Origin of the sequence: Hallerella sp., from assembly GCF_022776125.1 — a bacterium.
Classification (GTDB): Bacteria; Fibrobacterota; Fibrobacteria; order Fibrobacterales; family Fibrobacteraceae; genus Hallerella; species Hallerella succinigenes.
In genome coordinates, this window is the sequence record NZ_JALFIA010000016.1 from 1 (window position 1) to 26,386 (window position 26,386).

Consider the following 26,386-nt stretch of genomic DNA (forward strand, 5'->3'; position numbering starts at 1 on the left):
AAAGTTTTTTCTTTCGTGCATTGCGTTCACTGTATTTTCGTGTTCTGAAACATCTTCCCAAGCAGAGGGGACCCCTTCCTCTTCACAAAAAAGCCTTGTCATCGTTTACGAAAACGACGTTCATTGCAATATGGAAGGCTATGCAAAATTCGCAGGTCTCCGCGATTTGATTGCCGATACAGCCGACGTGGCGACCGTTTCTGTCGGCGATTTTTTGCAAGGCGGAGCCTGGGGAAGCATTTCACACGGAGGCTATGTCGTTCCGGTTGTAAATAAAGTCGGTTATGACGTCATGGCTCTCGGAAACCACGAGCTCGATTACAAATTTCCGCGCTTGATGGAACTTGCCGATTCCCTAACCCCACCCATCATTTGTTCTAACCTTGTCCTCAAAGGGACAACGACGCCCCTGTTCAAACCTTACGTTTTAAAACAAATCGGTTCAAAGAAAATCGCCTTTGTCGGGGCGCTTACGCCCAATGCTTTAGTAACAGAATCTTATGCATTCGAAGATGATTCCTCAAAGGATTCATACGACATTCCGGCAGGCAATGTTTTTCAATTGGTACAAACCGCGGTAAACAATGCGCGCAAAGCGGGTGCCGATTACGTGATTCTGCTTTCACATTTCGGAATTGAGCCACCCTTCACTTCCATGGAATTAATTCAAAATACTTCCGGAATCAATGCTGTCCTCGACGCCCATTCTCATTCCGTTGTCGCCGAAAAATTTGTTCCCAATTTAAATGGCGATAGTATTCTGGTTTCCCAAACAGGTTCCAAATTTCAAAATGTCGGCGTTTTAGAAATTACGCATGACGGAAGATTTCATTCCCGATTGATTCCGCTAGACAGTATCACGACCTCAAGCAAATCCGTTTCTGCGGTCTACGATAGTTTATACGTAATTGCGGTTCAGGATTTACAACAGGTAATTTCCAGCACAAAGTTTGATTTGAACATCAACGGAGATGACGGGAAACGTTTAGTCCGCAAAGGCGAAACGAATTTAGCCGATCTCGTCGCCGACGCCTTTCGGAACGCTTTCGAAGCCCAAATCGGTCTAGTGAACGGAGGAAGCGTTCGCGCCACGATCCCTGCCGGGAGCATCTCTTACCAAAATATTTTAGACGTAATCCCGTTTGCAAATGACATGTGCCTTGTCAAAGCGACCGGAAAACAGATCAAGTCCGCGCTTTCTGAAGGGGCTTCGCATTTGCCCGATGAATTTGGAGGCTTTTTGCAAGTTTCGGGTATGCGCTACGAAATCGTCATCGATTCCATTCCGCACATTGAAAACATTCAAGTCGAAACCGACAGCGGCTACGTAAATATGGCAGATGACAAAATTTATACCGTGGGGATGGCTTCTTACCTAGCATACGCCGGGGCCGAAATCACATCGTTTCGACAAAGTGAAATCGTTATAGACAAAGTGATGACGGATGACGAAGCCGTCATGAAGTATTTAAAATCACTCGGTTCAGAAATTCCGGAGCTTTACCGCAAGCCTCAAGGGAGAATTTTGGTAACGGCAAGCGAAAAGTCCCGCTAAATTTCTACCTTTGTTCGCAATATGAAATTTTCCGAACTTCCCTTAGACGAACGTCTGCAGCGTGCAATCGTTGACGCAAAATACACCACTCCGACACCGATCCAAGAGAAAGCGATTCCTCCGGTTTTGGAACGCAAAGACTTGATGGGCATCGCCCAGACGGGTACCGGAAAGACGGCAGCCTTTGCTCTTCCGATTTTGCAGAACCTGCTCCAAGGCGGAGACTCTAAAGGCCAAAAGCCGATCCGCGTTCTGGTCCTGCTCCCGACGCGAGAGCTCGCCATTCAAGTTTCGGACTGCTTTGAAAAATATCAGAAGTACACCCGTTTAACAAGCGCCTGCATTTTCGGCGGAGTCAGCGATTTACCACAAAAAAGAGCGCTTTCCCGCGGAGTCGATACGTTAATCGCCACGCCGGGCCGCCTTTTGGACCTCATCAATCAACGCGTGGTCAGCTTAAAGAAGCTCGAATATTTTGTTCTCGATGAAGCAGACCGCATGCTCGACATGGGCTTTATTCACGATATCAAAAAGGTCGTGGCACAACTTCCGCAAAAACGCCAGAACCTGTTCTTTAGCGCGACGATGCCGCCCGAAATCATAAAGCTCGCCGCATCGATTTTACGCACGGATCCAGTCCGCGTCGAAATCGCCCCGCAGAGCACGCCGATCGAACGCATTCGCCAGGAGCTTTACCGCATCGACAAACGTCGCAAAGGTGCGCTTCTCAAGGAAATGCTTTTAGAGCATCCGGAAATGAAAAAGGTTCTTGTCTTTTCGCGGACCAAGCACGGCGCAGATAAAATCGTCCGCGTTCTCGAAAAGGCAAAGATTACCTGTGCCGCCATTCACGGCAACAAAAGCCAGAACCGCCGCCAGGAAGCTCTCGGCAACTTTAAAACGGAACAGATCCGCGTTCTCGTCGCCACGGACATTGCAGCCCGCGGTATCGACGTGGACAACGTGACGCACGTTTTCAATTACGATCTTCCCGATGTTCCAGAAACCTTTGTCCATCGCATTGGACGTACAGCCCGCGCTGGCCGCGAAGGCGTCGCCATTTCTTTCTGCGCCCCGGACGAAGAGCAGGACCTGCGCGCTATCGAAAAGTTGACCCGCGTCCAGATTCCGGAAGGCGACCGCGCGATTTTTGAAAAGCTCCCGCCTCCGCAAAAGGAAACTCCCGAAAGCGAAGCCCGCAACGCTCGCTGGCGTACCGGAAAGCTCGGCGGTCGCAAAGCGCGCGAGCAAAAAAAGGAATCGGCGAAAAAGGAACCGAGCAAACCTCAAGCGGCTCAAAAGCAAAACGCCGTTCCAACGCCTAAGACTCACACGGGCAAGCGCCTCGGCAGCCGCGCACGTCGCCGCTTAAGAGAAGAACAGGCAAAAAAACAGCAGTCGCAAAACGGATAAAAGAGGAAAAACCTGTGGCAAAGAAAATTCTCATCATGGTCGCAAGCCCCAAGAACGAACGAAGCGGAACGCTCATTCCGACAAAAGCCTTCGTGGACGGAATGCTCGAAAACGGCGACTATGAATCGGAATATGTTTTTATAGACCGCTTAAACATCAAACCTTGCCGCGGTTGCCTCACCTGCTGGGGCCGCCCAGACGGAAGCTGTTTCATTAAAGACGACGATGTTCCGGAGACCCGTAAAAAGCTCGAAGAAGCCGACGTGGTCATTTGGAGTTTCCCGCTGTTCCTCTTTAGCATTCCGGGACAAATGAAAGTTTTGCTCGACCGTATCGTGGGAATGGTTCACCCTTACATGGGCCAAAAGTTGAGCGGGGAAAATTCTACGCCCGATATGAACAAACCGATGCACGGTCTACAGCACCAGAAGCCCGGTCAAAAAATCATTCTGCTGTCGAGCTGTGCCTGGATGGATATCGACGTTGTGTATGAACCGATCCAGAAGCAGTTCGACATCATTCTCGGCAAGGGTAAGTATTATTTGATAGCCTGCCCGCAGATGCGCGCCTTACACCATCGCGGTGGAGAGCGTCGTTTGAACATGCTCCGCAAACGCTATGCAGCAGGCGGCGCAGAACTTGCAAAAACCGACGCCATTTCCAAGGAAGCGATCGACCTGATGCAGAAGCCGATCTTTGGCGAAGACGCCTACGTTACGCTCGTCACGGAATTCGTCACGCACATGTTCGACCGCGACGACAACTTCTAAAAATTCTAAAGATTATCTTCAATCCACTGAAAACGTTTTTCCATCCACACGGTCATGGAATCGACGGCTTCATCGTGGGAATCGTAGGAATGCCTTAACGCCCAAAGGAAAGCGTTATCAAGAATCGGCCAGCGTTTGAATTCATTCTTCGCCGCCTTTTCGATTTGCTTTTTGTACAGCGGAATACTGTCGATCAGAGCATGGAAAGTTTCCCGGTGATCTTCCCAGTATTCCTTCGCCCTTTTCGACATCCGGTAATCCATTAGAATAAAGCGGTTCCAGCGGTAATTGCGAATGAACCAATTTTCGGGCATGCTGTACTGTTTACGGGACTCATTTCCAAAGCCCAGGTCAAAGTCCCAAAGCGGTCCAAAGTGGATTTGACCGCCGCGGGTCCAGTAAAAGAAGACGCTTCGGGTGAACTTGCCGTCTTCGTTTTTCGCAAATTCCTGAATCCAATAGTACACGAGAAAATCGTGTATGTTCAACCAATTCTCAATGGAATCTTCACCCCAAAAATCTTGCCGGTGCAGATAGGTTTCAAAGCTGTCCAGGTGCGCCTTTGCCACTTGGATATTTTCTTCGGAAACGCGCTTCGGTTCCTGAATGTGAATCAGGTTCCCGTCCAATGTTTCAAAGAATGGGTCATCGACTTTTTTGGAGTCTTCTTTTTCAAATAAAAAGTTCGAATCGTTTTGGGCAAGGTTAATGCGCTTCTTCGAAAACTTGATCGTTTCCGAAAGCATAAAGACACCTTTGTATTCGCGGTTCAGGTAAACTTCCACGAACTGCATTCTTGGAGTGAAAGGCGCTCCGAGCCAATTCGCAAGGCGCGTCATCATATAGTCGCGGATTAAAGTCTTATCGCCGTATTTCGAAAGGAGTGCCCAGTCGCGGTTCTTGGGCATTCCGAGAAGCGATGTCTTTTCGGTGAATTCGAGTTTGAGTCCGTATTTGGGAGTGTGATAGGTCGAGTTTCCGCGCCCGCGTACGGTGAGCTCCAAAATTTCACTCTCTGGAGAATCCTTGCCGTAAATCTGCAAACGGGCAGGAACCAAGGTTTCGCGATTTCGGATGTCTTTGAAATTTTCCGTTTCAATCACCACGCGCGGAATGTCTGCGTAGGGATATTCCGAATCGTCCAACGGCAAATATGAAACGTCATCCATTGACGATTCTGTATTTTCCCAAAGGCAACCCGAACAAAAAATCGCACAGGCCGCAAGCATAATCCACGGAAATATTCGCATAGCTTCAAACTCGTTTAGAATATAACCGAAAAGCCCCCCAAAATCAAGATTTTACGGATTAACGGAGCGCTTCTTCTTTTTGCGTCGCAAAATATAATGGGTCAGGTAATTGTAAAAGGCTTCCGTTTTAGAATCGCCCTGCTGATTGCGGCGAAGCGACACAACGATATCGCGCTTGAATTCCGTATCGGTCACTTCCAAAAGGCGCACCTTTTTATGGTCCATTTTCCCCCAGGAAAGTTCTGGCCAAAATCCGACGCCGATGCCTGCCGCCACAGCTTCCTTTACCGCGAGTGCGTTGTCACTTTCAAAGGTGACGTTCGCATTAAAGCCGACACGTTCACAGAGTTCGTTACAGATTTTACGGTACTGCTTAGAGCCGTAAAGACGAATAAACTTTTCATCTCGCAAGTCAAAAAGCGAAATGGAATTCATCTTTTTGTAACGGGCAATGTTCGGGACTGCGAGGAAAATCTTTTCAGAATGAACAAAGGTTTCATCGCTATTCGTGTGATCGAGTTCAGGGCGGTAATTCGCATACGTGCGAACGCAAATATCAAAGACATTCGTTTCTTCGTTCTGGATCAAGTCCACGTCGATGTCGGAATGCTCTTTTTTATAGTCGATAACAGCGCTTGTAATCAAAGTGGATGCGGCAAGAACGTTCAATTTAATATTGTTGTTCTGCTTTTGAATCATCTCTTTCAGCTGGGACGGAAGCAGCATCATGTTTTCATACAGCGGCAAGAGCTTTTCGTAAAAGAACCGGCCCGCTTCGGTGAGCTTAATATTTCGACCGACCGTTTTGAACAGCGGAACGCCCAATTCACTTTCGAGCTTGTGAATCGCCTGGGTCAAAGCGGGCTGCACCACATAAAGGTTTTTTGCGCTTTGCGTCACATGCTCCGTTCGGGCGACTTCCAAAAAATATTTCAGCTGTGTCAATTCCATTTCGGTCAAATATAAGCAAAAAGGGTGTTGTTCCTAGATTTTTTCCTATAAGATAGTTTGATTATTAGATAATTGTCAATTATAAAATCATCTTTAATTAATAATAATTATTGATAAATTGATACAAACAAATTATTAGTCAAAAGTGATGAATGACTCTACATTTGAACCGTAAAAAAACCTCAATCAGGAGTCATTATGTCGATCAAGTTCTTCGCCGCTCTTGCTACAGCAGCCCTCGCTCTCACCGCTTGCCAAAAGGCGAATACCTGCAGCTACAACGCAGATTCAAACGAGCTCGTCTGCGTCGAAAAAACTTACAAGACCGTTAAAACCGGCGGCCGCATTTGGATGGCCGAAAACCTCGCCCGTCTGGATCTCACCGGCACAAGTCACTGCTACGGCGATTCCGCAAAGAACTGCGAAATCTACGGCAGCCTTTACCCGTTTGAAACCGCCACAAAGATTTGCCCAAACGGTTGGACGCTTCCGACCCAGGCGGACTTTGGAAAGGCAGACATAAAGGCTCTGAATGTGGTGAAGGCTGGCTTCCGCTATTACGACGGGAAGTCCGCTGACCTCGGCACAAGCGCCAGTTTCTGGACCGCAGACGCCTTTGACGATTCCCGTGCCGTTCTCGTTCGCGTCACCGACACGACCGTGTTCGAACACTTCAACAAGAGCATTTCCGCTTCGATCCGCTGCATCAAAAAGTAGATTCCTTTTAGATAGATACCAGAAGCATTCCCTTTAACCCAGAAATACTTATGCAATGGTTCATTGATTTATTTACAGGATCTTCGGTCGCACAGCAGGTGGTCGTCCTTTCCTTTACGGCGGCCATCGGTCTCATGATCGGACGCATTAAGGTCAAGGGTGTAAGCCTCGGCGGTGCCGGAGCTCTCTTCGTTGGCATTCTCTTTGGGCATTTTGGCCTTCGCATGGATCCGAACGTTCTGCACTTTATGCAGGAATTCGGTTTGATTTTGTTCGTGTACACAATCGGTATGCAAGTGGGTCCGGGCTTTATCGACTCGATTCGCCGTCATGGTCTTGTACTGAACATTCTCGCAGTGAGCATTGTGCTGATGGGCGTTTTGATTACGGTCGGTATTTACTTCTTTACCGATATGAGCCAGAACGTTCCGGTGCTGATCGGTATGCTCTGCGGCGCCGTGACAAACACGCCTTCCCTGGGCGCCGCCAACTCAGCTCTTGCGGCGGCAGGTGCGGACACGTCTCTTACCGGTATCGGTTATGCGGTCGCTTACCCGTTCGGTGTAATCGGCATTATTCTGGTGATGCTTCTTGTGCGTCTCATTTTTAGAAAGAAGCCAGAGGCCGCTGCAGAGGAATACACGGCAGAGCTCGGCAAGACCCGTCAGGACATTGTCTCATGCAGTCTCGCTCTCGAAAACAAGAACCTTTTTAACGCGCGCATCAAGGACATTCCGGGCATTCGAACGAGCGGTATTGTGATTACCCGCTTGCAGCGCGGTGATGACGTCTCAATGCCGGACGGAAAGGTCGTTTTGCAGGAAGGCGACAAACTTCACATCGTCGGATTCCCGAAAGATGTCGAGCTGATGGAAAAGCTGATCGGTTCGCGCCTTGAAAAGTCCATTACACAGCTCCATTCGAAGATTGAAACCCGCAGCATTCTTGTGACGAACAAAAAGGTTCTTGGCAAAACTCTCGGAACGCTCGCCCTGGAACATTACGGAGTGACCGCAAGCCGTGTCGTCCGCGGAGAATTCAAGTTCACCGGACGTCTCGATTTGCGTCTGAAATTTGCGGATAAGGTTCTTGTCGTCGGCCCGAGCGAAGGCATTGACGCCGTAGCCAAGATACTCGGCGATTCCCTCAAGGCTTTGGACCATCCTGAGATCATTCCGGCCTTTATCGGCATTTTCCTCGGCATTATTCTCGGATCGATTCCTATTGCGATTCCTGGCATGCCGACACCGCTCAAGCTCGGTCTTGCTGGTGGCCCGCTGATTGTTGCAATTCTGCTTTCTCGCAAGCGCAAGCTTGGCCCGCTAAACTTCTTTATGGCGGCAAGTGCAAACTTGATGCTCCGCGAACTAGGCATTACGTTGTTCCTTACGTGCGTTGGCTTGAATGCGGGTATTAAGTTCTTTGATGTTCTTTTGAACGGTGATGGTTTCTACTATATGGGACTCGCCGCCTTGATTACCTTCATTCCGCTGATGATCGCAGGCATTGTCGGAACACTCGTCTTCAAGGTCAATTATTTGAGCCTCTGCGGTATGATCGCCGGTTCCATGACCGACCCTCCTGCCCTCGCCTTTGCCAACAGCATGACGAACAGCGAAGCGACAAATGTGGGATACGCCTCCGTTTACCCTCTGACGATGCTCTTACGAATCTTAAGCGGACAAGTTCTAGCGATACTCCTTCTCGCTTAAGTCTAGCGCGTCATGGCGAGCGAAGCTGTACGAAACTAGCCACTTCCGTGACTTAGTTGAGTTATTCTCTTCGAGGAGTAGCGATCTAAATTTCAAGACCCACGGGGCAGTGGTCACTGCCGAAAACGTCATCGTAGATATACGACTCTTTCACCTTCGGAAAAAGACTTTCCGACACGACGAAATAGTCCAAGCGCCATCCGACGTTGTTGTCACGGGCGTGTCCAATGTAACTCCACCAGCTGTAACGCACCGTATCCGGATGCAATTTGCGGAACGTATCGACGAAACCGCTCGCGAGGAGGTCGGTGAATTTCGCGCGTTCTTCATCGGTAAAGCCTGCGTGTCCGCGGTTCGAACGGGCGTTGTAAATATCGATTTCGTTGTGTGCCACGTTCAGGTCGCCGCAAAGAATCACAGGTTTCTTTTCTTCGAGTTTTTTCAGGTACGCCTTGAACGTATCTTCAAAGTGCATGCGGGACTCTAAGCGGGAAAGATCCCGTTTTACATTCGGCACATAGGTCGTGACGAGGTAAAAATCTTTGAATTCTGCGGTAATGCTTCGACCTTCATCGTCATACTCGGATTCGCCGTAACCATACTGGATGCTCTGCGGTTCCGTTTTGCTGTAGATCATTGTTCCCGAATAGCCCTTGCGCTTGGCCGGGTAAAGGTATTCCTTGTAACCTTCCGGGTGAAAATCGATTTGGTTCATTTCCGCTTTGACTTCTTGCATACAAAAGACGTCCGCATCGATCTTTGCGAGAAAATCCGGAAGACCTTTTTTGATGCAGGCGCGAATTCCTGCGACATTCCAAGAGACAAGTCTCATGTGCGAACTCCTTTTTAACAATTCTAGTGGAAAATTAATAAAGAAAGTCCCCATTTCCGAAGAAATGAGGACAGCGTATGGAGTTCAACGAAGAATCTTTTACTTCACCTGATTCCAGAAGCGAATGTTGCCCGTGTAAACGCCGCGCAAATCCGCAAGAGAAATGTTCGAAAGCCGATTCTGGTTGTTCACCACTACAGCAATACCATCGCGAGCAATCGTCAAACCGGTGAGCACTTCCTTTTCGCTCGCCTTCAAATCGCGACTTGCCATGCCGATGTCGCAAGTACCTTCTTTTGCGGCAAGCATACCCGAAGAGGAATCGTTTGTTTGAATTTCAATTTCCACATCCGGATTCAAAGCCATATAGGCTTCTTTCAGTTTTTCCATCACCGGGGAAACACTCGAAGAGCCTGCGATAATGATCTTGCCCTTCATCTTCTTGCTTTCAAAGCGTGCTCCATCGGAAACACCGACATAGCCCTTTGCTTCAATGATACCCTGGCCATCTGCGCTCATGATGAACTCGATGAAGTTCTTCACAAGAGCGTTGCCTTCACCCTTTGTTGCAATGTTGAACGGTCTCGAAATCGGATATTTTGCGGCCTTCACATTTTCCTTAGACGGTTCCACGCCATCGACCGAGAGTGCCTTGATCGTATTATTCCAAGAACCGAGCGAAATGTAACCGATTGCATATTCGTTTCCGGCGACCGTGCTCATCACACCCTGGGTCCCGTCAATCGTCAACGCTTCCTTCGTCGTGATATCCTTTTTCTTTCCGTTTTCCTTGACAATCGTTCCGACGAGTTCCGTAAATGCATCGCGCGTGCCCGAACCCGCTTCACGGGTAATCACAGAAATCGCAGCGGATTTTTCGCTCGCTTCCATTTGAGTTTTAGGCTTCGATTCGTTGCAAGCGACAATCAGAACCAATGCCATCAAGGCAAAAGAGCAAGCAACTAAAGTGGATTTATTCATTCTTATTTCTCCTTCATTAGGTTGTTGAATGACGAGCATAAAGTAGACTTGTCTTGTAAAGTCCCCACGATTAAGGCCGTAAATTCCTTGTAAAGTTCTACAGCATACTTTCGCCAGTTTCCAGACTTTTCAAAGACTTTACTTTCCGTCCCCTTTTGATTTTACAATGGCAACTTAACTTGAGAGCGTCATTCAAACAGGGACAATCCCAAAGGAGTTTATAATGACATTGAAGAAACACTGTTTGTTCGCCGCTCTTGCCACCTTCGGCATTGCAGCTGCCGCAGAAGAAAAGGTTGCAGACAACTTTGAGTTGACCGGCAATATTCAGACACAAGCAGCGAAGGCTTTTTACGATAACGACCAGGACAACACCTTGGACGGTTTCTGGTTCCGCGCAAACATCGGCGGAAGCTACAGTTCTGACAACTTCGACGCAAAAGTGACCATTCGCATGTATGCCCCGAATTTTAACGGCGGCTCCGACAAGTATCAAGCAGATACATATTACGGAAATTACAAGTGGAACGATCTCGGTTTGAATGTGAAGCTCGGTCACTGGAAAACAGATACGGAAGGCGCTGGCAACTTCGGTGCTTACCTCGACAAGAACCTTTCGAAGCGCGGATTCCTTGCCCGCGATTACTCTCATGACGCTTTTGAAGTCGGCTGGAAAAAGGCTTCGAATCAGCTGAATGTGATGATTGGAACCGAAGACGGAAATTTCAACAAGGGTTACCTCCGTGTGAACGATGATCTGAAACTCGGAGACGCTCTGAAGATCGGCCTTGGCTACCGTGTAAACGTTCTGGACCTGGTTCAGTACGACGCAGTCCTCACGCATGCGGTCGATTTTCGCGCCAAGTTCAACATCGCAGAAAAGCTCGCTGTTTACGGTGAAGCAGCTGCCATCATAACCGGCGAAAACGATGACGTGAACGAAGCCACGATCGAAGCGGGCTCTGCCGCAAAGCCTCTTTACGCCCAGGATTCCAAATACTTCCCGGTTTACGCGGGTATTGAATTCCCGACCGCAGGTATATTGGACAAGGCGTTTGTCGAAGTGGAATACGTCACCGACCGCGATGAATTGAATGCAGACGCAGATGAACTCGGCTGGGCCGTGGGTCTTGTGAAAAAGGTCGGTAGCCGTAGCAAAGTGCAGGCAACGGTCTACAGCGAAAACAAAATCTCTGACGTCGGATTGAGCGTTCGCCTCACCACGACCATTCGCTAAGGATTTCAGCTTCATCCACTCCAAAAAAGGCCTTCCGATTTTCGGAGGGTCTTTTAAAGAAAAACTTATGAAGTTTCAATTTAACACATCATTCAAAGAGAAAATCGCCTCGCATATCTTTTTAGTTTCGGCTCTCGCGAGTATTCTCTTTGTGGCGCTGATTTGCGTTTTCCTGTTTGCAAACGGTATTCCGGCGATTCTTAAAATCGGCATTTCGGATTTTTTGTTCGGCAAGGAATGGGCGCCTACAGACGAACCTGCCGTTTACGGAATTTTCCCGATGATTCTCGGCAGTGTTTATGTAACTCTAGGAGCGCTTGCGATTGGTGCTTCGATAGGACTTTTGTCTGCGATTTTCCTTGCGCGATTCTGTTCCGACAGAATGCATAAGCTTTTGAAACCCGCCGTGGAACTTCTTGCGGGAATTCCGTCGGTGATCTACGGTTTTTTTGGACTTGTCGTCATCGTTCCGTTCGTGCGTCAAAATTTTGGTGGCAGCGGTGCGAGCATTTTGACCGCATCGATCCTTCTCGGCATCATGATTTTACCGACCATCATTTCTGTTTCCGAGGCGGCGCTTCGAGCGGTTCCCAACAGTTATTACGAAGGTTCGCTCGCCCTGGGGGCGACTCATGAAAGGAGCGTCTTCTTTACGGTTCTCCCGGCAGCGACTTCGGGAATTGTCGCCGGGTTCATTCTTGGATTCGGACGTGCAATCGGTGAAACGATGGCGGTGATCCTTGTCGCCGGTAACCAAGCGCGCATGCCGAACGGAATCCTGGGCGGTATCCGAACCTTGACGGCAAACATCGTCCTAGAAATGGGCTATGCAGCGGATTTGCATCGAGAAGCCTTGATTGCAACGGGTGTCGTCCTGTTCACCTTCATCCTGATCATCAACCTGATGTTTTCCATTCTGAAAAAGAGAGTTATCCAATGATCAGTTATTACAAACGTTCACCCCTTTCCCTAGCTCTGAGAATCCTTGTGACTCTCTCCATTGCGATCACAATTTTCGCATTGGGATTTTTGGTGATTTACATCCTTGTGAAGGGAATTCCCTTTCTCAAGCCGTCACTGTTTTCGCTCACCTACAATTCGGAAAACGTTTCGTTCTTGCCTTCCATTCTGAACACGGTGATCATTATCCTCGGATCGATTCTGATCGCAGGGCCTCTCGGCATCTGCGCCGCCATCTATACGGTGGAATATGCGAGCCGCGGAAATAAGATCGTCGGCATTGTAAGGCTCACCACGGAAACGCTTTCAGGCATTCCCTCGATCATCTACGGTCTATTCGGCATGCTCTTCTTTGTGACCGCCCTGCATCTGGGATATTCCCTCGTCTCCGGTATTCTGACGATTTCCATCATGATCCTTCCCCTGGTGATGCGTACAACGGAAGAAGCTCTGCGTTCCGTCCCGGACAGCTACCGCGAAGGTTCCTATGGACTTGGCGCAGGAAAGCTCCGAACCGTTCTCGCGGTGATTTTGCCCGCCGCCATTCCGGGCATCCTTGCGGGCGTCATTTTGGCGGTAGGTCGCGTCGTCGGTGAAACCGCAGCCTTGATCTACACGGCGGGAACGGTCGCCGATTTTCCGAAGGGAATCTTCTCTTCGGGCAGAACGCTTTCCGTCCACATGTACGAACTTTCTCACGAAGGTCTTCACACCGGCGAAGCTTACGCCACATCGGTCATCTTGATCGTAGTCGTCCTTCTCATCAACTGGGCATCTAACAAATTCGCCAAAAAGCTTGGAAAAAACTCATGACACAAAAAGAAAAAATCAACATTCAGGGCATGGACCTTTACTATGGAAACTTTCATGCACTTAAAAATGTCAGCCTGAACATTCAGCAGAATGAAATCATGGCATTCATCGGGCCTTCCGGCTGCGGAAAAAGCACGTTGCTCAAATCCTTGAATCGCATGAACGATCTCGTGGAAGGTTGCAAAATCACGGGCGACATCCGCTTGGACGGCGAAGACATTTACGGCAAAATGGATCCGAACATTCTCCGCAAAAGAGTGGGCATGGTCTTTCAAAAGCCGAATCCATTTCCTATGAGTATCTACGACAACCTCGCCTACGGTCCGCGAACCCACGGCATTCACAAAAAAGAAAAGCTCGATGAAATCGTCGAGAACTCGCTCAAAAGTTCGGGCGTTTGGGATGAACTCAAGGACCGCTTAAAAAAGAATGCCCTCGGGCTCTCTGGCGGACAGCAGCAAAGACTTTGCATCGCCCGCGCCCTCGCCGTCTCTCCCGAAGTCTTGCTGATGGACGAACCCACAAGCGCTCTTGACCCGATTTCGACTTCTAAAATCGAAGACCTGGTTCTTGAACTCAAAAAGGATTACACAATCGTCATGGTCACGCACAATATGCAACAGGCGACGCGAGTGTCCGACAGGACCGCCTTTTTCCTCCTGGGGGAAATCATCGAAGTCAATCAAACAGAAACCCTCTTCTCGCTGCCCAAGGACAAGCGTACCGAAGATTACATCACCGGGAGATTTGGATAATGAGAAACCGTTTTGATTCCCAACTCGAAATTTTAAGCAACACAATCGAAGAAATGGGTTCCCTTGTCGAAGATTCTTTAAGGGCCGCCATTGAAACCCTTTCTTCTTTGGACCGCGCCACAGCTAAGCACATTGTCGCGGCCGACAAGGAAATCGACCAAAAACAAAAAGAAATCGAAGGGCTCTGTCTGCGCCTCCTTTTAAGCCAACAGCCTGTAGCTCGTGACCTTCGATTGATTTCCGCCTCCCTCAAAATGGTCGGAGACTTAGAACGCATTGGCGACCAGGCCGCAGATATCGCAGAAATCGTCGCCTACACGGACCCAAGCGATGCACCAATCCAGCTCGAAGCGATTCCCGCCATGGGCAAGGCAACCCTGCTAATGCTCGGCCAAAGCGTGAGCGCCTTTACCGATAGGGACTTGCACTTGGCTCGTCACGTCATCGACAGCGACGATACCGTAGACGCCTGTTTTGCCTCTGCCAAAAGAGAGCTCGTTCAAATCGTTAAGAATAACGAAAGCCGTGCCGAGAGCGCCATCAACTCCATTATGGTTGCCAAATACTTGGAACGTATTGGTGACCACGCGATGAACGTTGCGCAATGGGCAATCTTTGCCGAAACAGGAACGCATCACGGTGTAAGCTTGATCAACGGCGCAACGGAAATAGACGACAAATAATCCCTATCCATCCAAGCAAAAGTCCGGCAGGCGAAACGCCTAGCCGGATTTATAACCTATTAAACAAAAAGCCCTTGCGCTTGGCCGGGTAAAGATATTCCTTATAACCTTCCGGATGAAAATCGATCTGGTTCATTTCCGCCTTGACTTCTTGCATACAAAAGACGTCCGCATCGATCTTTGCGAGAAAATCCGGAAGACCTTTTTTGATGCAGGCGCGAATTCCTGCGACATTCCAAGAGACAAGTCTCATGTAAAAATCCTTTCTTTGATAAACCTTGAAAACTAATCTTTGATACAGCGGACCGAAAAGCCCAACTGCTTATTGACCGAACTCGATCCCGTCGCAGAATGACTGTTATAAAAGAAATACCATGGGAACGCTTTACTTTTGTCATTCGTTTCTGTTGAACTCCAAAAAGCCGCAACTTCTCCCATTTTCACTACGCCGCCGTCGTTAAAATATCCCGCAGGCACAATCGAAAATCCATATTGATCATTGCCGTTTCCGCTCGATTCCCAACCGGTTAAAGATTTTAAATACTTCCCAGCCGAATCGAACGAACCTACAGCTATCGCCAATGTTTTCCATTCATCAAAAGTTGGCAAGTGCCATTCCGCAGGGCATACGGTATCTGCAGCAGCCCAATTGTAATACTTTCCGAATTCCAAATGGCCAGTCGCAGAATCCGACGCGTCCGTTGCATAGTTCAAATTTTCTGCGAACCAGATTTGATTGCCTATATTGACCGTCTTGTAAATTTGTCCGTCACGCTGGTCCGTGTATTCCCCGTAATGAATTTTTGGATTCAGATTCAACCAGGACGCCTTCACGCTGCTTGAACTTGATTCAAGCAAAAAAATCTCCGACGACGATGAAGACGCCTCTACCGACGATGACAAGGATTCCGTCGAGGAGGAACTTTCCAAAAATTCCTGCGAAGAAGATTCTATAACGGCTTCGCACGAAGACATCCCTTCACTAGAAGACGACATTGCAGAGCTCGATAACAGTTCCACATGACTGCTCGATGAATAAAAAAAGACTTTCTTTTCCGAAGAAGAAGATCGGGCATCGCTCGAAAATTCTTTTTCGTCTGAACTCGATACACTGCTGCTAAACGCCGACGAAGACTCTTCTTTTAACGGATTTGATGCCGTATCATCACACGCGACGAAGAAAAGAAGCATTATGCAAAACAAATTCAAAAATTTCATTTGTTAAATGTAGAATTTTCACCTATCGAGTCTCAATTATTTTTCTACCCTCTTACAAAAAAGCTATGTTTCAAAAGTAAATATTTTAGGAGAACGCCATGAGCGAAGAAATTCCGTACAAGATTTATCTTTCCGAAAAAGAAATTCCGACCAACTGGTACAACATCCGTGCCGACATGAAGAACAAGCCAGCCCCTCTGCTGAACCCGGGCACTCTTCAGCCTCTCACGTTTGAAGAACTCACCCCGATCTTCTGCGAAGAGCTCGTCAAGCAGGAACTTGACAACGATACTCCGTGGATTCCTATTCCGGAAGAAGTCCGCAACTTCTACAAAATGTATCGCCCGTCGCCGCTTGTTCGCGCCTACTGTCTCGAAAAGGCTCTCGGCACCCCGGCAAAAATCTATTACAAGTTCGAAGGTAACAATACAAGCGGAAGCCATAAGCTGAACTCCGCCATTGCCCAGGCCTATTACGCAAAGAAACAAGGCTTGAAGGGTGTCACGACCGAAACGGGTGCTGGCCAGTGGGGCACTGCCCTTTCGATGGCTTGTGCCTACTTTGGACTGGACTGCAAAGTTTACATGGTGAAGGTTTCTTATGAACAGAAGCCATTCCGCCGCGAAGTGATGCGCACCTATGGCGCAAGCGTTACCCCGTCTCCGTCCATGACCACGGAAATCGGTCGCAAGATCAACGCCGAATACCCGGGCACCTCCGGAAGCCTCGGTTGCGCCATTTCCGAAGCTGTGGAAGCGGCTCTGAATCTGGATGGCTACCGTTATGAACTCGGTTCCGTTCTGAACCAGGTCCTTTTGCACCAGACAATCATCGGTCTCGAAACCAAGGCCGCCCTCGACAAGTACAACATCGTTCCGGATACAATCATCGGCTGCGCTGGCGGTGGTTCTAACCTCGGCGGCCTCGTTTCTCCGTTCCTCGGCGAAAAGATGCGCGGCGAAAAGGACTACCAGATTATCGCAGTCGAACCGGCATCCTGCCCGAGCTTGACCCGTGGCGTATTTGCTTACGACTTCTGCGATACCGGTCACGTTTGCCCGCTCGCCAAGATGTACACGCTCGGTTCTGAATTCATACCGTCTGCAAACCACGCAGGTGGTCTTCGCTACCACGGTATGACCCCAATTCTTTCCCAGGCTTTCCACGATGGCTTTATGGAAGCCCGTTCCGTGGAACAAACCCAGGTGTTCGAAGCCGCTACGCAGTTCGCTCGCGTGGAAGGCATTCTCCCGGCACCGGAATCGAGCCACGCTATTCGTGTTGCGATTGACGAAGCTCTCAAGTGCAAGGAAACCGGCGAAGCAAAGACGATTGTCTTTGGCCTCACGGGTACCGGCTACTTCGATCTCAAGGCTTACGCAGCATACAACGATGGCAACATGAACGACTACATCCCGACGGATGAAGATCTTCAGGCAAGCATCAACAAAATCCCGCACTTCCCGGGCAACTTGGCTTAATCCGTCCGCGGTGTCATAACGAGCCGAAGACGTGATTATCACAACGACATATTGAAAAAGGCGACGCTCTGCGCCGCCTTTTTTTACACCTTCAGACCTTTTAACGATAGCTGACGTTACACTTCAAACCGACCATGTTGCCGGTCCATTCGCTATAGTCGTCTTCCGTCGCCGCGTGCTGGTAGTAAAGTTCCACGCCGATACCGCCACGAGAACCGATGGTCCAATCCTTACCCGCCGAAATACGGAAAGAGAATCCGAAGTCATCGGTAAAGACTGCATTTTCATAATTAAAACGACCTGCACCGATCGAGCCTCCGACAAAAATATCCATCGGGAACCAATAAGAAGCGCCACCGCCCACATACAGGAACGAGATATTTTCATCGGTCATCGTCGCATCGGTCGAAACCGCGCCAATACCATAAACAGCCAAGTTCGGGATAATCGAGTAGCCGAGCTTCAAATCAAACGCAAAGCCTTGCAAACCCTTGGATTCCACACCGGCATCGTCTATGCCAAGCGTTTCCAAAAAATTCGTAGCCGTATTCGAACCTTCCGTGCTACCGAACTGCAAACCGGCGCCGCCACTTGCATAAATGCCCGTGCGACCTTCACCAGCAAAAGCAAGAGATGCGCTCAAAAGCAATCCCGCAACCAAACCAATCATTTTCATAAGTTTATATTCCCTCTCATTTAAAACGAGGGCGTCATTGCCCCCGCCGGCGCAATAAACTAGAAAAGGATTTTTCAATGGGTGAACGTCAATTCAGAAAGACGCGACCGAAAAGCGTTAATTCTCGACGCATTATCTTCTCTTTTGGGGTAAGTGAAGTTGCTGAGCAGCACCACGGCCTTCTTTTTTTGCGCATCCGCGACAATGCTTGAACCTGTAAAGCCCGTTTTGCCGAACATGTGCGAGTTGTGGACGCTTCCCATGAACTTTTCTGCATCGAGTTCCCAACCGAGAGCTGTACATTCCCCTTGCACTCGGCCATCTAAAGCGTTCGAAGAAACAAGGCTTAAAACGCCCGCAGGCATCACGCGCTTGCCTTCGAATTCCCCATCGTTCAAGATCATCGTCACGAATTTCAAAAGGTCCGGCACCGTGGAGAACATTCCCGCACTGCCGACCGGAAAGAACTTGCGCAAAACAAAGGCGCTTTCGTCGTGAATTTCGCCCTGGATTATTCGTCCACGCCAGTTATCTTCTTCGGTCGCCACGACTTCTTCTTTCTGCACACGGGTCAGCGGATCCCAGCCGGAACGCGTCATGCCAAGCGGCTTAAAAAATTCTTCTTCGCCCTGAGCCTGCAAACTTTTACCGCCCGAAATTCGCATTAGAACAAGCCCAAGCAAAATGCTCGCCGGATTGCCGTAATTGAAAACAGTTCCCGGTTGTTGTTTAAAGCGATACTGAAAAAGTGAATCCAATATCTGCTCCGGCGGAAGGCGCTTTAAGGAACTCATCGGTACTCGATAGTCGAGGCTGTGCGTCAGCAAATGACGCACTAGAATTTCGTTCCTGTAATTTGTACGCAATTCAGGAAGGAACTCGATGACTTTCGCATCTAAATCCAATTCTCCGTTTAAAACGCGTTTTAATGCAAGCGTCGATGTCGGGCAAACTTTTGTGACCGAAGCAATATCAAATACAGAATCTTCCGGTGTGCCATAGGCACGAATCTCCATGCCTTCTTCCGATGTGAATCCGACAACCGCTTTAGAGAACACTCCACTTGCAATTGCACTTTCAAACAGGGTATTTAAGGATTTTTCAAATGCTTCGTTCATATAAATAAGATAGATTTTCAGCTAAGGGAAAAAATGGGAGAAACCAAATGGAAGAACAGATTGACGTTTTAGACAGCACCGGACAAAAGACCGGAGAAATTTGCCCGCGTAGCGAAGTCCACAAGCGAGGCCTTTGGCATCGCACGGTTCACATTTGGCTAATCGATAAAGCGGGCAAGATTCTGTTCCAGCTTCGCGCCCACGACAAAGAAAACAATCCGGGGCTTTACGATACCAGTTGTGCAGGACATATTTCCGCCGGAGATTCGAGCATCGACTCCGCCATCCGAGAAATTCGCGAAGAACTTGGGCTCAAAAAAAAGCCCGAAGATCTCACGTTTATTTTTGAAGCCGTCCACACAAGCGTTCTGAACGGCGGTTCTTACATCGACAACGAATATTACGACACGTACAAAGCGTTCATTTCCGAAGAAGAAAAATCACAACTCGTACCGCAACCGCATGAAGTCGATGACTTCAAATTTTTCTCGGTGAAAGAGCTTCAAGAAGCGTTAGAAAAAACGCCGCAGAACTTTGTCTGTCATCCAAAAGATTTCGACTACCTGCTGCATTAAACCATCTTGCTTACAGTCGCCACGGCCTCTGAAGCGATGCCTTCTCCGCGACCGGTAAATCCTAGCTTTTCGCTTGTGCTCGCCTTCACGCCGATGCATTCTACAGGAATCTGCAATACGCGGGCAATGTTCGCCTTCATTTCTTCGCGATGCGGATTTACCTTCGGGCGTTCGCAAATCACGACGCTGTCGAGGCTTTCAATTTTGCAGCCCGCCTTCACCACTTCTTCACGGACGCGTCCGAGAAGAACCAAACTGTCGGCGTCCTTAAAAGCGGGATCGGTATCCGGGAAGTACGTGCCGATGTCCCCAAGGCCTGCGGCTCCAAGCAAGGCATCGCTAATCGCATGGAGCAAAACGTCCGCGTCGCTGTGGCCAAGGAGTCCCTTTTCATAAGGGATATCCACGCCGCCGATAATGCACCTGCGACCTTCCACGAGTTTATGAACATCAAATCCGATACCGGTGCGGAAAATTTTTTCCATTTTAAATCCTTTATTTTTGACTTTTTAAGCCAATATAAAATATTCGCCCAAACAAAAAGCGCTTCCAAAGAGCCATCGTGAGCCCCAAAGGGTCGAAGCAATCCAATCACTTCAGCAGGAATTGCGCTCCATTTTCAAGTTTTAGAATCACCGGATGCGCTGGCGTGTTCACCACTCCCCCGCTTTTCAATTTTCCCGATTTCAAAACCTTGCCGTTCAAATCAAAAAGCTGGAAAGACGTTTCGGAAGCAAGACCGACAACAGCGAATTTACCGGGCACGAGCTTATGCACTTGTGGCGTAGTTAAAGCGACGGCATTAGTGCGAGGAACCGAAACCGATTCCATCAACTCAATGACATTACTTGGCAAAGTCAATTTCCAATCAGGAAGCCCGATTTCCATCGGATTCTTCCTTTCTTCGCCAGGGACTACAAAGCTTGCTTTCATTTCAAGCCCTGTGGCATTGTAATAATCCCCGTCTTCCCAATCCGCAGTGGTATCCCCGTCAAGCATGAAATCAAAAACAATATGTCGGATAATCGAATCCGCCTGAGCCCAGGGCATCTTTAAAAAGCCGCATTCATGGTACATCTTGAATTCGTCGATAATGATACTCGTCATCGGGTACTTTTTCTTGTCTCCAACCCGCCAGAACTGCCAGCCAGGATAATACTCAGCATCGGTCCAACCCTCAACTGCCACATGAGCCACAGCGACCGAAGAATCAATTCGTGACAAATTTAACCAAACTCCACCTATCAAAGGTTCAAATCGCTCATAGCAAATAGTCTCCCAATCGGGGTCATAAGCCAGCACATTCTCTGTTTTAGCCCAATCCGGCAGCGAGTCATAGTCTCCATCTTCAAATCGCGGGTAATGCTCCGAGAAGGTGATGGCGTTGAAGGTAAACGTGGTATCCGTTTTCGCAAGGACAGCTGAAAACAGTCCTAACAAAGCGATCGCTACAAACTTCATTTTCCCTCCATGCTAAAATGCATACCTCACCGACCGTAACAAAATTATAAGTTGCTTTTTATAATATAGCACATTTACCAGGGAAGACTCTAGGAAAAAAGGAACCCGCCGGCATAGCCAGCGGGTTTGAAACCTTTCAAGTGGATTGCTTGTCCCCATTGGGGATAACAAGACTACTGCAACAAGTTGCAGAGTCTTGTAAAACCTTCCCCTCGCAATGACAGTGTCTTAGAATGTCTTCACCTGAAAAAGGATCGGCATCAAAGCAAGGCACACGAGTGCAATCGACGTCACCGTCACGCCCAAGCGGAGCAAGAAGTACGTCGAAGAGCTCAAAGCGCTTTCATTCTTAGCGTCATCCGTCTTTTCTGCCGGAGCAAAGATCGAAATCGCCACGCGCAAGTAATAATAAATGGCAACGATCGAGAACACAAAGCCGAATGCCGCAAGTGCGACAAAGCCCGAGCTCACCACGCCAGAGAACAAGACGAACTTGGCGAGGAATCCAGAAAGCGGCGGAAGGCCAGCAAGGCTTGCGAGGCAAACCACAGCCGCGATGCCTTCGAGCGGACGGCGACGGCCCTGACCGCGAATGTCATCCAGATTTTCCTTTTCGTCGTTTTTACCGCTAAAGGCAGAGATCGCAGCAAGCGCGCCAGCAGAACCCAGAGCGTAAGTCACCAGGAAGTAGTACATGGCACTCAAATCCTTGCTCACAAGGCCGAGCACCATAAAGCCCGCGTTCATCACCGCCGAGAATGCGATAATGCGACGGATCGACTTCTGGGCGATTCCCGAAAGCGAACCGATCACAATCGAAAGGATCGCCACGACAATCATTACCGGGGCAAGCTTTTCCACGCCGGAACGCATCCAAAGAGCACCGAGGGCCGCGAGAGCGCCGACCTTCACGACAGCCGCCATGAAGCCCGTGACCGCAACAGACGCACCCGAATAGACATCTGCCACCCAGAAATGAATCGGAGCGGCGCCCGCCTTGAAGAGGAGCGCAAAAGACGAAAGCAGAACACCCGCAGAATAAAGGAGTTCGCGACCAGCGAGCACCTTACCGCCAAAATGAGTCGTTCCCGTTGCACCGTAGATTAAAGACATACCGTAAAGGAAGACAACGCTAAAGACAGCGCCCGTCACAAAGTACTTGAACGTCGCTTCGTTCGCATTGCGATCCTTGCGGCGCAAGCCGACAAGGCCGTAAATCGGGTAAGCGGCCAGTTCCATTCCGACAAAAAGCGGAATGAAATCCACCGACTGCACCATGATCAGCACACCGACCGTTGCGAGAAGCGCAAGGCCATACGGTTCACCCGCCGGATACTTTTCACGTGCAAGCGTTACCTGCAACCCTCCGATTCCAAGGAATGCGCAAAGCAACACGGCAAGGGAAAGGACCATGCGGAGCGCGCCCATTTCAAAGAATCCGAAAAGCGGAGCGGCATCCACTTTCACAAATACAAACGAAATTGCAGAAAACACAAGGAACGCGCTTGCAACCCAAGGGAGCACCTTCTGCTTATTTTTATCTGCAACGAACGGTTCCGTAGCGATGCAAACCATGGCGCCAAACGCAACGATTGCCATCGGAAGGAGATTCACAAAACTAGCGGACATCTTCAGCCTCCACTTGTTTTACTTCTTGTTCAGCCGTAGCCGTTTCTGCTACAGCCTTTTCTTCGGCTTCCGTCACAACCTGCGCTTCGACAGCGGCCGTATCCGCAGAAACCGGTTCAGCCGAGACCTGCTCAGTCATTTCGGCTACAGCGGCCGGCTGGGAAGCGGCTTCGATTGCAGCTTCAATTTCTGCCTGCTGATCTTCCGTCACGCGGGTATAATCCAGCGAGCTTGTGATCGGCAGCGGGAACACGCCGAAAACGATCAAGAGAATCAAAAGCGGCGCCGTCGCCACCGCATCCGCAATCGGGAAGCGGAGCTTCTTTTGGTCTTCCGAGATTTCACCCGGTTCGCCGAAGAGCACCTTCTGAATCAAACGCAACATGTAAACACCGGTCAAGATGATGCAAAGACCAGCGACAACCGCCGCGACCTTGCTCACACCCCAAAGACCGAGGAGTACAAGGAATTCTCCGACAAAGCCAGCCGTACCCGGAATTGCAATCGCGAGAATGCTTGCCACGCCAAAGAAGAAGCCGAACACCGGATAACGGCTCGCAAAGCCGCCCATCTTGTCGAGGCAGCGGTGACCTGCGAAACGTTCCGCAGAGCCCGAGAGAATGAAGAGGGCAGAAGCAGAAAGTCCGTGTCCAACAAGCATCACGAGCACCGCTGGGAACACTTCCACGTTAAGCGTAAAGATACCTGCAACCGCAAGCCCCAAGTGACCCATGGAGCTAAATGCAAGGAGCTTTTTGATATCCTTGGCACGCATCGCCATAAAGGCGCCGTACACAGCCGTCAAAAGGCCGAATCCGAGAAGAAGCATGCCGTTCTTGAAAGCGACTTCCCGGAAGATCGCAATCACCCAGAAGTAGAAGCCGTAAACGCCAGCCTTCGACATGGCACCCGTCAAAACAGCGCTCAGGCTTGCCGGAGCTTCTGCATAAGTCTCTGCCTGCCAACCGTGCAACGGGAAGAGCGGAGTCTTTACCCAGAACGCAGCGGCAAAGCACCAGAAGAGAATCGTCTGCGTGGATTCCGGAAGAGCCTGTGCGGCTTGTGCAACCGGGAGCACGTAAGAAGATCCTGCAATGGAAATCAAATACCAGAGAGCGACAGCCATCGGAGCAGAACCGATGAGCGTGTAAAGGGCAAAGTTCGCTGCCGCTTCACGACGTTCAGGTCCTCCGTAAGAACCGATGAGGATTGCTGCCGGGAGAACGAGCGCTTCGAAGAAGAAGAAGAACAGCACCGCGTCCGAAGCGAGGAACGTACCGTTCAAGGCTCCGAGAAGTGCGAACATTCCAATGGCGAAGTTGCGGTAGTTACCGCCCGTCGTCTTTCGAGCGCTGATCAAAGCGGCCAGCGTAATGATATTAGCGAGGAACACCATCCAAGCGGAGAATCCATTCACCGCAAAGGAGAGCGTTACCGTTATGCCCGCGCCAGGGATTGTAAACCATCCGGCAGGAGTCGTATTGTAATCTCCTGCAAGGAGAAGCGTCAAGCTTCCGCAGAAGAGCGTCGCCGCAAGAATCACCGCAAGGCGAGATGCCGAACGGGCATCCTTACCAGAAGCGGCAACCATTAAAAGGGCGGCGAGGAACGGAGCAAAAACCAGTGCGTATAACATTAGGAAAGCCCTCCGCAGAGATAGACCACAATGCCAATGACCGCAACACCTGCGATGCTCAACGCAACCTGCAGGCGAACATTGCGAACCTGAAGGGAACGCAGACCGTCACCCACGATGAACACGAGCGAGCAAACCATCCATTGCAAAATCTGAACGAACTTGTCGATGACCATATCCGTCACCAGGGCAAGGAAGTTAAAGACCTTGATCACAATATTGTGGATATAGTCGAAGAAGAACGTCCAATCGCGAGCGCCGCCGACCGGAGCCGTGTCCGCATTTTTCTTGAGCTGCGGGATGCGCTTGTTCATGAAGATTTTATAGCCAACAGCTGCACCGACAATCGCCGCAGCCGTACCGAGAGCGGCAAAGAAAAGTGCAGACGGCATAAACGCCGGGGCCTTTTCCAAGAAGTGCGCCATCTTTTGAGCATAACCGACAGCCGGAGAAAGCCACTGTTCAAACCAGTTGGCGCCGTTCACGAACACGTTCCAGAAGTAGCCGGAGAATGCCGAACCAATCGCAAGAACGATCATCGGGAATGTCATGGAGAACGGAGCTTCATGGATCTGATCGTCACGCAGTTCGCCACGGTACTTGCCAAGGAACACGAGAACCATCAGACGGGTCATGTACACAGCCGTAATCACCGCGGTCAAAAGGCCTACGCCGTAAAGGACCGGGCCGAGAACCGGGGAGAATTCAAAGACGCGTTCGAGAATCAAATCCTTTGAGAAGAAGCCGGAGAATCCCGGAAAACCGATAATCGCGAGGTATGCAAAGAGCATCGTTAACGCGGTAATCGGAGTCTTCTTCAAAAGACCGCCCATCTTGCGCATATCCTGTTCGCCGGCAAGAGCGTGCATCACAGCACCTGCGCCGAGGAAGAGCGTCGCCTTGAAGAATGCATGGGTGAACACGTGGAAAATCGAAACGTCGAAGGCCGAAACGCCAGCCGCCATGAACATATAGCCGAGCTGGGAAATCGTCGAGTAGGCGAGAACCTTCTTGATGTCGTTCTGGAGAAGACCTGCGACAGCTGCCCAGAAAGCGGTCAGCATACCGACAAGTGCAATCACCGGAAGCACGCCCGGAAGAATCACAAAGAACTGAGAGAGACGGGCCACGAGATAAACACCAGCCGTCACCATCGTTGCAGCATGGATCAACGCAGAAACCGGAGTAGGACCCGCCATTGCATCCGGGAGCCAGGTGAGGAGCGGAATTTGAGCGCTCTTTGCCGTGCAAGCCCAGAAGAAGAGAAGCCCAGCAACCGTGAGGAGCGGAAGGCTCGTCGTAATCATTTCTGCCGAAGCCGGATTCACGATCCAAGCGAGAAGATCCGTGTAATTCAAAAGGCTCGAACCGCCGACCGTCACGAGAGCGGCCATACCGAGAAGGAAGCCGACGTCACCGACACGGTTCACGAGGAATGCCTTGTTAGCAGCCTTGCAGTTCTTCAAATCCTTGTTCCAGAAACCGATGAGGAGGTAAGAGCAAAGGCCCACACCTTCCCAACCGAGGAACGTGAGAACCAAGGAGTCCGAAAGAACGAGCACGATCATGCTGAACACGAACAGGTTGATGTAAGCAAAGAACTTGGCAAAGCCGCGATCCTTGTGCATGTAACCCGTCGAGTACATCGTGATGAGCGTCGCAATGCCCGTGATGAAGAGAAGCATTGTACGGGAAAGCCCATCAAAGAGGAATCCGAAGTGTGCCTGGAACAACGGTGTGTCGATCCAGTTGCAGAGAGTTTCGTGAATGCCTTCTGCCGGCATATTCCAGCCGATGAACGCTGTCGAAACAAAGGCAAGGAGCGGGAAGATCACGGAGATCGTGCCCACAAGACCTTCATCAGGACCCTTTTCACTTTCAGAAGACGCGAGAGCGATAAGCGTAAGCACCACCACGCCAACGAGAGGGAAAAGAGGAATTAACCAAAGAGGAATCATTTTCT

At 49.8% G+C, this 26,386-nt stretch carries 25 protein-coding genes; 12 read left to right on the forward strand and 13 right to left on the reverse strand.

Features of this window, described 5'->3' with window-relative positions; translation table 11 throughout:
* The 3 genes from MR847_RS01760 to MR847_RS01770 all read left to right on the forward strand — a co-directional run.
* On the forward strand, positions 1 to 1,555 hold a 1,555-nt coding region (locus MR847_RS01760), incomplete at its 5' end, for a bifunctional metallophosphatase/5'-nucleotidase (RefSeq protein WP_287722792.1).
* A 21-nt stretch (positions 1,556 to 1,576) separates the two neighbouring features.
* Positions 1,577 to 2,968, forward strand: a complete 1,392-nt coding sequence (locus tag MR847_RS01765) for a DEAD/DEAH box helicase (RefSeq protein ID WP_287722793.1) — start codon at positions 1,577 to 1,579, stop codon at positions 2,966 to 2,968.
* 14 nt (positions 2,969 to 2,982) lie between these two features.
* Positions 2,983 to 3,738 (forward strand): flavodoxin family protein, encoded by a 756-nt coding sequence (locus MR847_RS01770; RefSeq protein ID WP_277003341.1) that lies wholly within the window; start codon positions 2,983 to 2,985, stop codon positions 3,736 to 3,738.
* Between the two features lie 5 nt (positions 3,739 to 3,743).
* On the opposite strand, the gene MR847_RS01775 is transcribed toward MR847_RS01770, so the two are convergent.
* Together MR847_RS01775 and MR847_RS01780 are read right to left on the reverse strand one after the other, a co-directional pair.
* Positions 3,744 to 4,907, reverse strand: a complete 1,164-nt coding sequence (locus tag MR847_RS01775; protein WP_157797870.1) for a CotH kinase family protein — start codon at positions 4,905 to 4,907, stop codon at positions 3,744 to 3,746.
* Between the two features lie 132 nt (positions 4,908 to 5,039).
* Positions 5,040 to 5,939 carry a LysR family transcriptional regulator gene (locus MR847_RS01780; RefSeq protein ID WP_100426757.1) on the reverse strand — a complete coding sequence of 300 codons (900 nt, stop codon included), beginning with the start codon at positions 5,937 to 5,939 and terminating at the stop codon, positions 5,040 to 5,042.
* Positions 5,940 to 6,137: 198 nt separating this feature from the next.
* Between MR847_RS01780 and MR847_RS01785 the strand changes: the two genes are divergently transcribed.
* Complete coding sequence (locus tag MR847_RS01785) at positions 6,138 to 6,656, forward strand: FISUMP domain-containing protein (protein WP_287722794.1); 519 nt, start codon at positions 6,138 to 6,140, stop codon at positions 6,654 to 6,656.
* A 50-nt stretch (positions 6,657 to 6,706) separates the two neighbouring features.
* On the forward strand, positions 6,707 to 8,368 hold the full coding sequence (locus MR847_RS01790) for a putative transporter (RefSeq protein WP_287722795.1): 1,662 nt from the start codon (positions 6,707 to 6,709) through the stop codon (positions 8,366 to 8,368).
* Between the two features lie 85 nt (positions 8,369 to 8,453).
* Here MR847_RS01790 and MR847_RS01795 read toward each other — a convergent pair whose 3' ends face one another.
* Together MR847_RS01795 and MR847_RS01800 are read right to left on the reverse strand one after the other, a co-directional pair.
* Positions 8,454 to 9,200, reverse strand: a complete 747-nt coding sequence (locus tag MR847_RS01795) for an exodeoxyribonuclease III (RefSeq protein WP_100425025.1) — start codon at positions 9,198 to 9,200, stop codon at positions 8,454 to 8,456.
* A 99-nt stretch (positions 9,201 to 9,299) separates the two neighbouring features.
* Positions 9,300 to 10,181, reverse strand: a complete 882-nt coding sequence (locus tag MR847_RS01800; RefSeq protein WP_287722796.1) for a substrate-binding domain-containing protein — start codon at positions 10,179 to 10,181, stop codon at positions 9,300 to 9,302.
* A gap of 223 nt (positions 10,182 to 10,404) precedes the next feature.
* Here MR847_RS01800 and MR847_RS01805 point away from each other — a divergent pair, with 223 nt between their 5' ends.
* The 5 genes from MR847_RS01805 (at position 10,405) to phoU (ending at position 14,629) form a co-directional block, all read left to right on the forward strand.
* A complete protein-coding gene (locus MR847_RS01805; protein ID WP_106519713.1) occupies positions 10,405 to 11,418 on the forward strand; it encodes a hypothetical protein in 1,014 nt (337 codons plus the stop codon).
* 67 nt (positions 11,419 to 11,485) lie between these two features.
* The gene (gene pstC, locus MR847_RS01810; protein ID WP_100425028.1) at positions 11,486 to 12,358 is read left to right on the forward strand and encodes a phosphate ABC transporter permease subunit PstC; all 873 of its coding nucleotides are present in this window, start codon (positions 11,486 to 11,488) and stop codon (positions 12,356 to 12,358) included.
* On the forward strand, positions 12,355 to 13,191 hold the full coding sequence (gene pstA / locus MR847_RS01815) for a phosphate ABC transporter permease PstA (RefSeq protein WP_277003324.1): 837 nt from the start codon (positions 12,355 to 12,357) through the stop codon (positions 13,189 to 13,191). The genes pstC and pstA overlap by 4 nt, the downstream gene beginning before the upstream one ends.
* Complete coding sequence (gene pstB / locus MR847_RS01820; RefSeq protein WP_287722797.1) at positions 13,188 to 13,946, forward strand: phosphate ABC transporter ATP-binding protein PstB; 759 nt, start codon at positions 13,188 to 13,190, stop codon at positions 13,944 to 13,946. The genes pstA and pstB overlap by 4 nt, the downstream gene beginning before the upstream one ends.
* Positions 13,946 to 14,629, forward strand: coding sequence for a phosphate signaling complex protein PhoU (gene phoU, locus MR847_RS01825; RefSeq protein WP_100425031.1), 684 nt, complete (start codon positions 13,946 to 13,948; stop codon positions 14,627 to 14,629). Before pstB ends, phoU begins: the two co-directional genes overlap by 1 nt.
* A 49-nt stretch (positions 14,630 to 14,678) precedes the next feature.
* Here phoU and MR847_RS01830 read toward each other — a convergent pair whose 3' ends face one another.
* Positions 14,679 to 14,882 carry an endonuclease/exonuclease/phosphatase family protein gene (locus MR847_RS01830; RefSeq protein ID WP_100425032.1) on the reverse strand — a complete coding sequence of 68 codons (204 nt, stop codon included), beginning with the start codon at positions 14,880 to 14,882 and terminating at the stop codon, positions 14,679 to 14,681.
* Between the two features lie 32 nt (positions 14,883 to 14,914).
* On the reverse strand, positions 14,915 to 15,820 hold the full coding sequence (locus MR847_RS01835) for a fibrobacter succinogenes major paralogous domain-containing protein (protein ID WP_287722798.1): 906 nt from the start codon (positions 15,818 to 15,820) through the stop codon (positions 14,915 to 14,917).
* 125 nt (positions 15,821 to 15,945) lie between these two features.
* Here MR847_RS01835 and MR847_RS01840 point away from each other — a divergent pair, with 125 nt between their 5' ends.
* Positions 15,946 to 17,328, forward strand: a complete 1,383-nt coding sequence (locus MR847_RS01840) for a TrpB-like pyridoxal phosphate-dependent enzyme (RefSeq protein WP_287722799.1) — start codon at positions 15,946 to 15,948, stop codon at positions 17,326 to 17,328.
* A 100-nt stretch (positions 17,329 to 17,428) separates the two neighbouring features.
* Here the strand turns inward: MR847_RS01840 and MR847_RS01845 are convergent, their stop codons facing one another.
* Both MR847_RS01845 and MR847_RS01850 read right to left on the reverse strand, forming a co-directional pair.
* A complete protein-coding gene (locus MR847_RS01845; RefSeq protein ID WP_157797873.1) occupies positions 17,429 to 17,998 on the reverse strand; it encodes an outer membrane beta-barrel protein in 570 nt (189 codons plus the stop codon).
* 80 nt (positions 17,999 to 18,078) lie between these two features.
* Entirely contained in the window at positions 18,079 to 19,122 is a 1,044-nt protein-coding gene (locus MR847_RS01850; RefSeq protein WP_287722800.1) for a serine hydrolase domain-containing protein, read from the reverse strand.
* 47 nt (positions 19,123 to 19,169) lie between these two features.
* On the opposite strand from MR847_RS01850, the gene MR847_RS01855 reads away from it, so the two are divergent.
* Positions 19,170 to 19,697 (forward strand): NUDIX hydrolase, encoded by a 528-nt coding sequence (locus MR847_RS01855; protein ID WP_100425038.1) that lies wholly within the window; start codon positions 19,170 to 19,172, stop codon positions 19,695 to 19,697.
* Here the strand turns inward: MR847_RS01855 and ispF are convergent.
* The 5 genes from ispF to nuoL all read right to left on the reverse strand — a co-directional run bounded on the left by ispF (position 19,694) and on the right by nuoL (position 26,381).
* Positions 19,694 to 20,182: a 2-C-methyl-D-erythritol 2,4-cyclodiphosphate synthase gene (gene ispF, locus MR847_RS01860; RefSeq protein ID WP_287722801.1), complete on the reverse strand. Its 489-nt coding sequence runs from the start codon at positions 20,180 to 20,182 to the stop codon at positions 19,694 to 19,696. The two genes, MR847_RS01855 and ispF, sit on opposite strands and share 4 nt — an antisense overlap.
* Before the next feature lie 106 nt (positions 20,183 to 20,288).
* A complete protein-coding gene (locus MR847_RS01865; protein ID WP_287722802.1) occupies positions 20,289 to 21,158 on the reverse strand; it encodes a hypothetical protein in 870 nt (289 codons plus the stop codon).
* Positions 21,159 to 21,386: 228 nt separating this feature from the next.
* Entirely contained in the window at positions 21,387 to 22,787 is a 1,401-nt protein-coding gene (locus MR847_RS01870; RefSeq protein ID WP_287722803.1) for an NADH-quinone oxidoreductase subunit N, read from the reverse strand.
* Complete coding sequence (locus MR847_RS01875; protein WP_287722804.1) at positions 22,777 to 24,423, reverse strand: complex I subunit 4 family protein; 1,647 nt, start codon at positions 24,421 to 24,423, stop codon at positions 22,777 to 22,779. The genes MR847_RS01870 and MR847_RS01875 overlap by 11 nt, the downstream gene beginning before the upstream one ends.
* Complete coding sequence (gene nuoL / locus MR847_RS01880; protein WP_287722805.1) at positions 24,423 to 26,381, reverse strand: NADH-quinone oxidoreductase subunit L; 1,959 nt, start codon at positions 26,379 to 26,381, stop codon at positions 24,423 to 24,425. Before nuoL ends, MR847_RS01875 begins: the two co-directional genes overlap by 1 nt.
* Positions 26,382 to 26,386 lie beyond the last annotated feature (5 nt).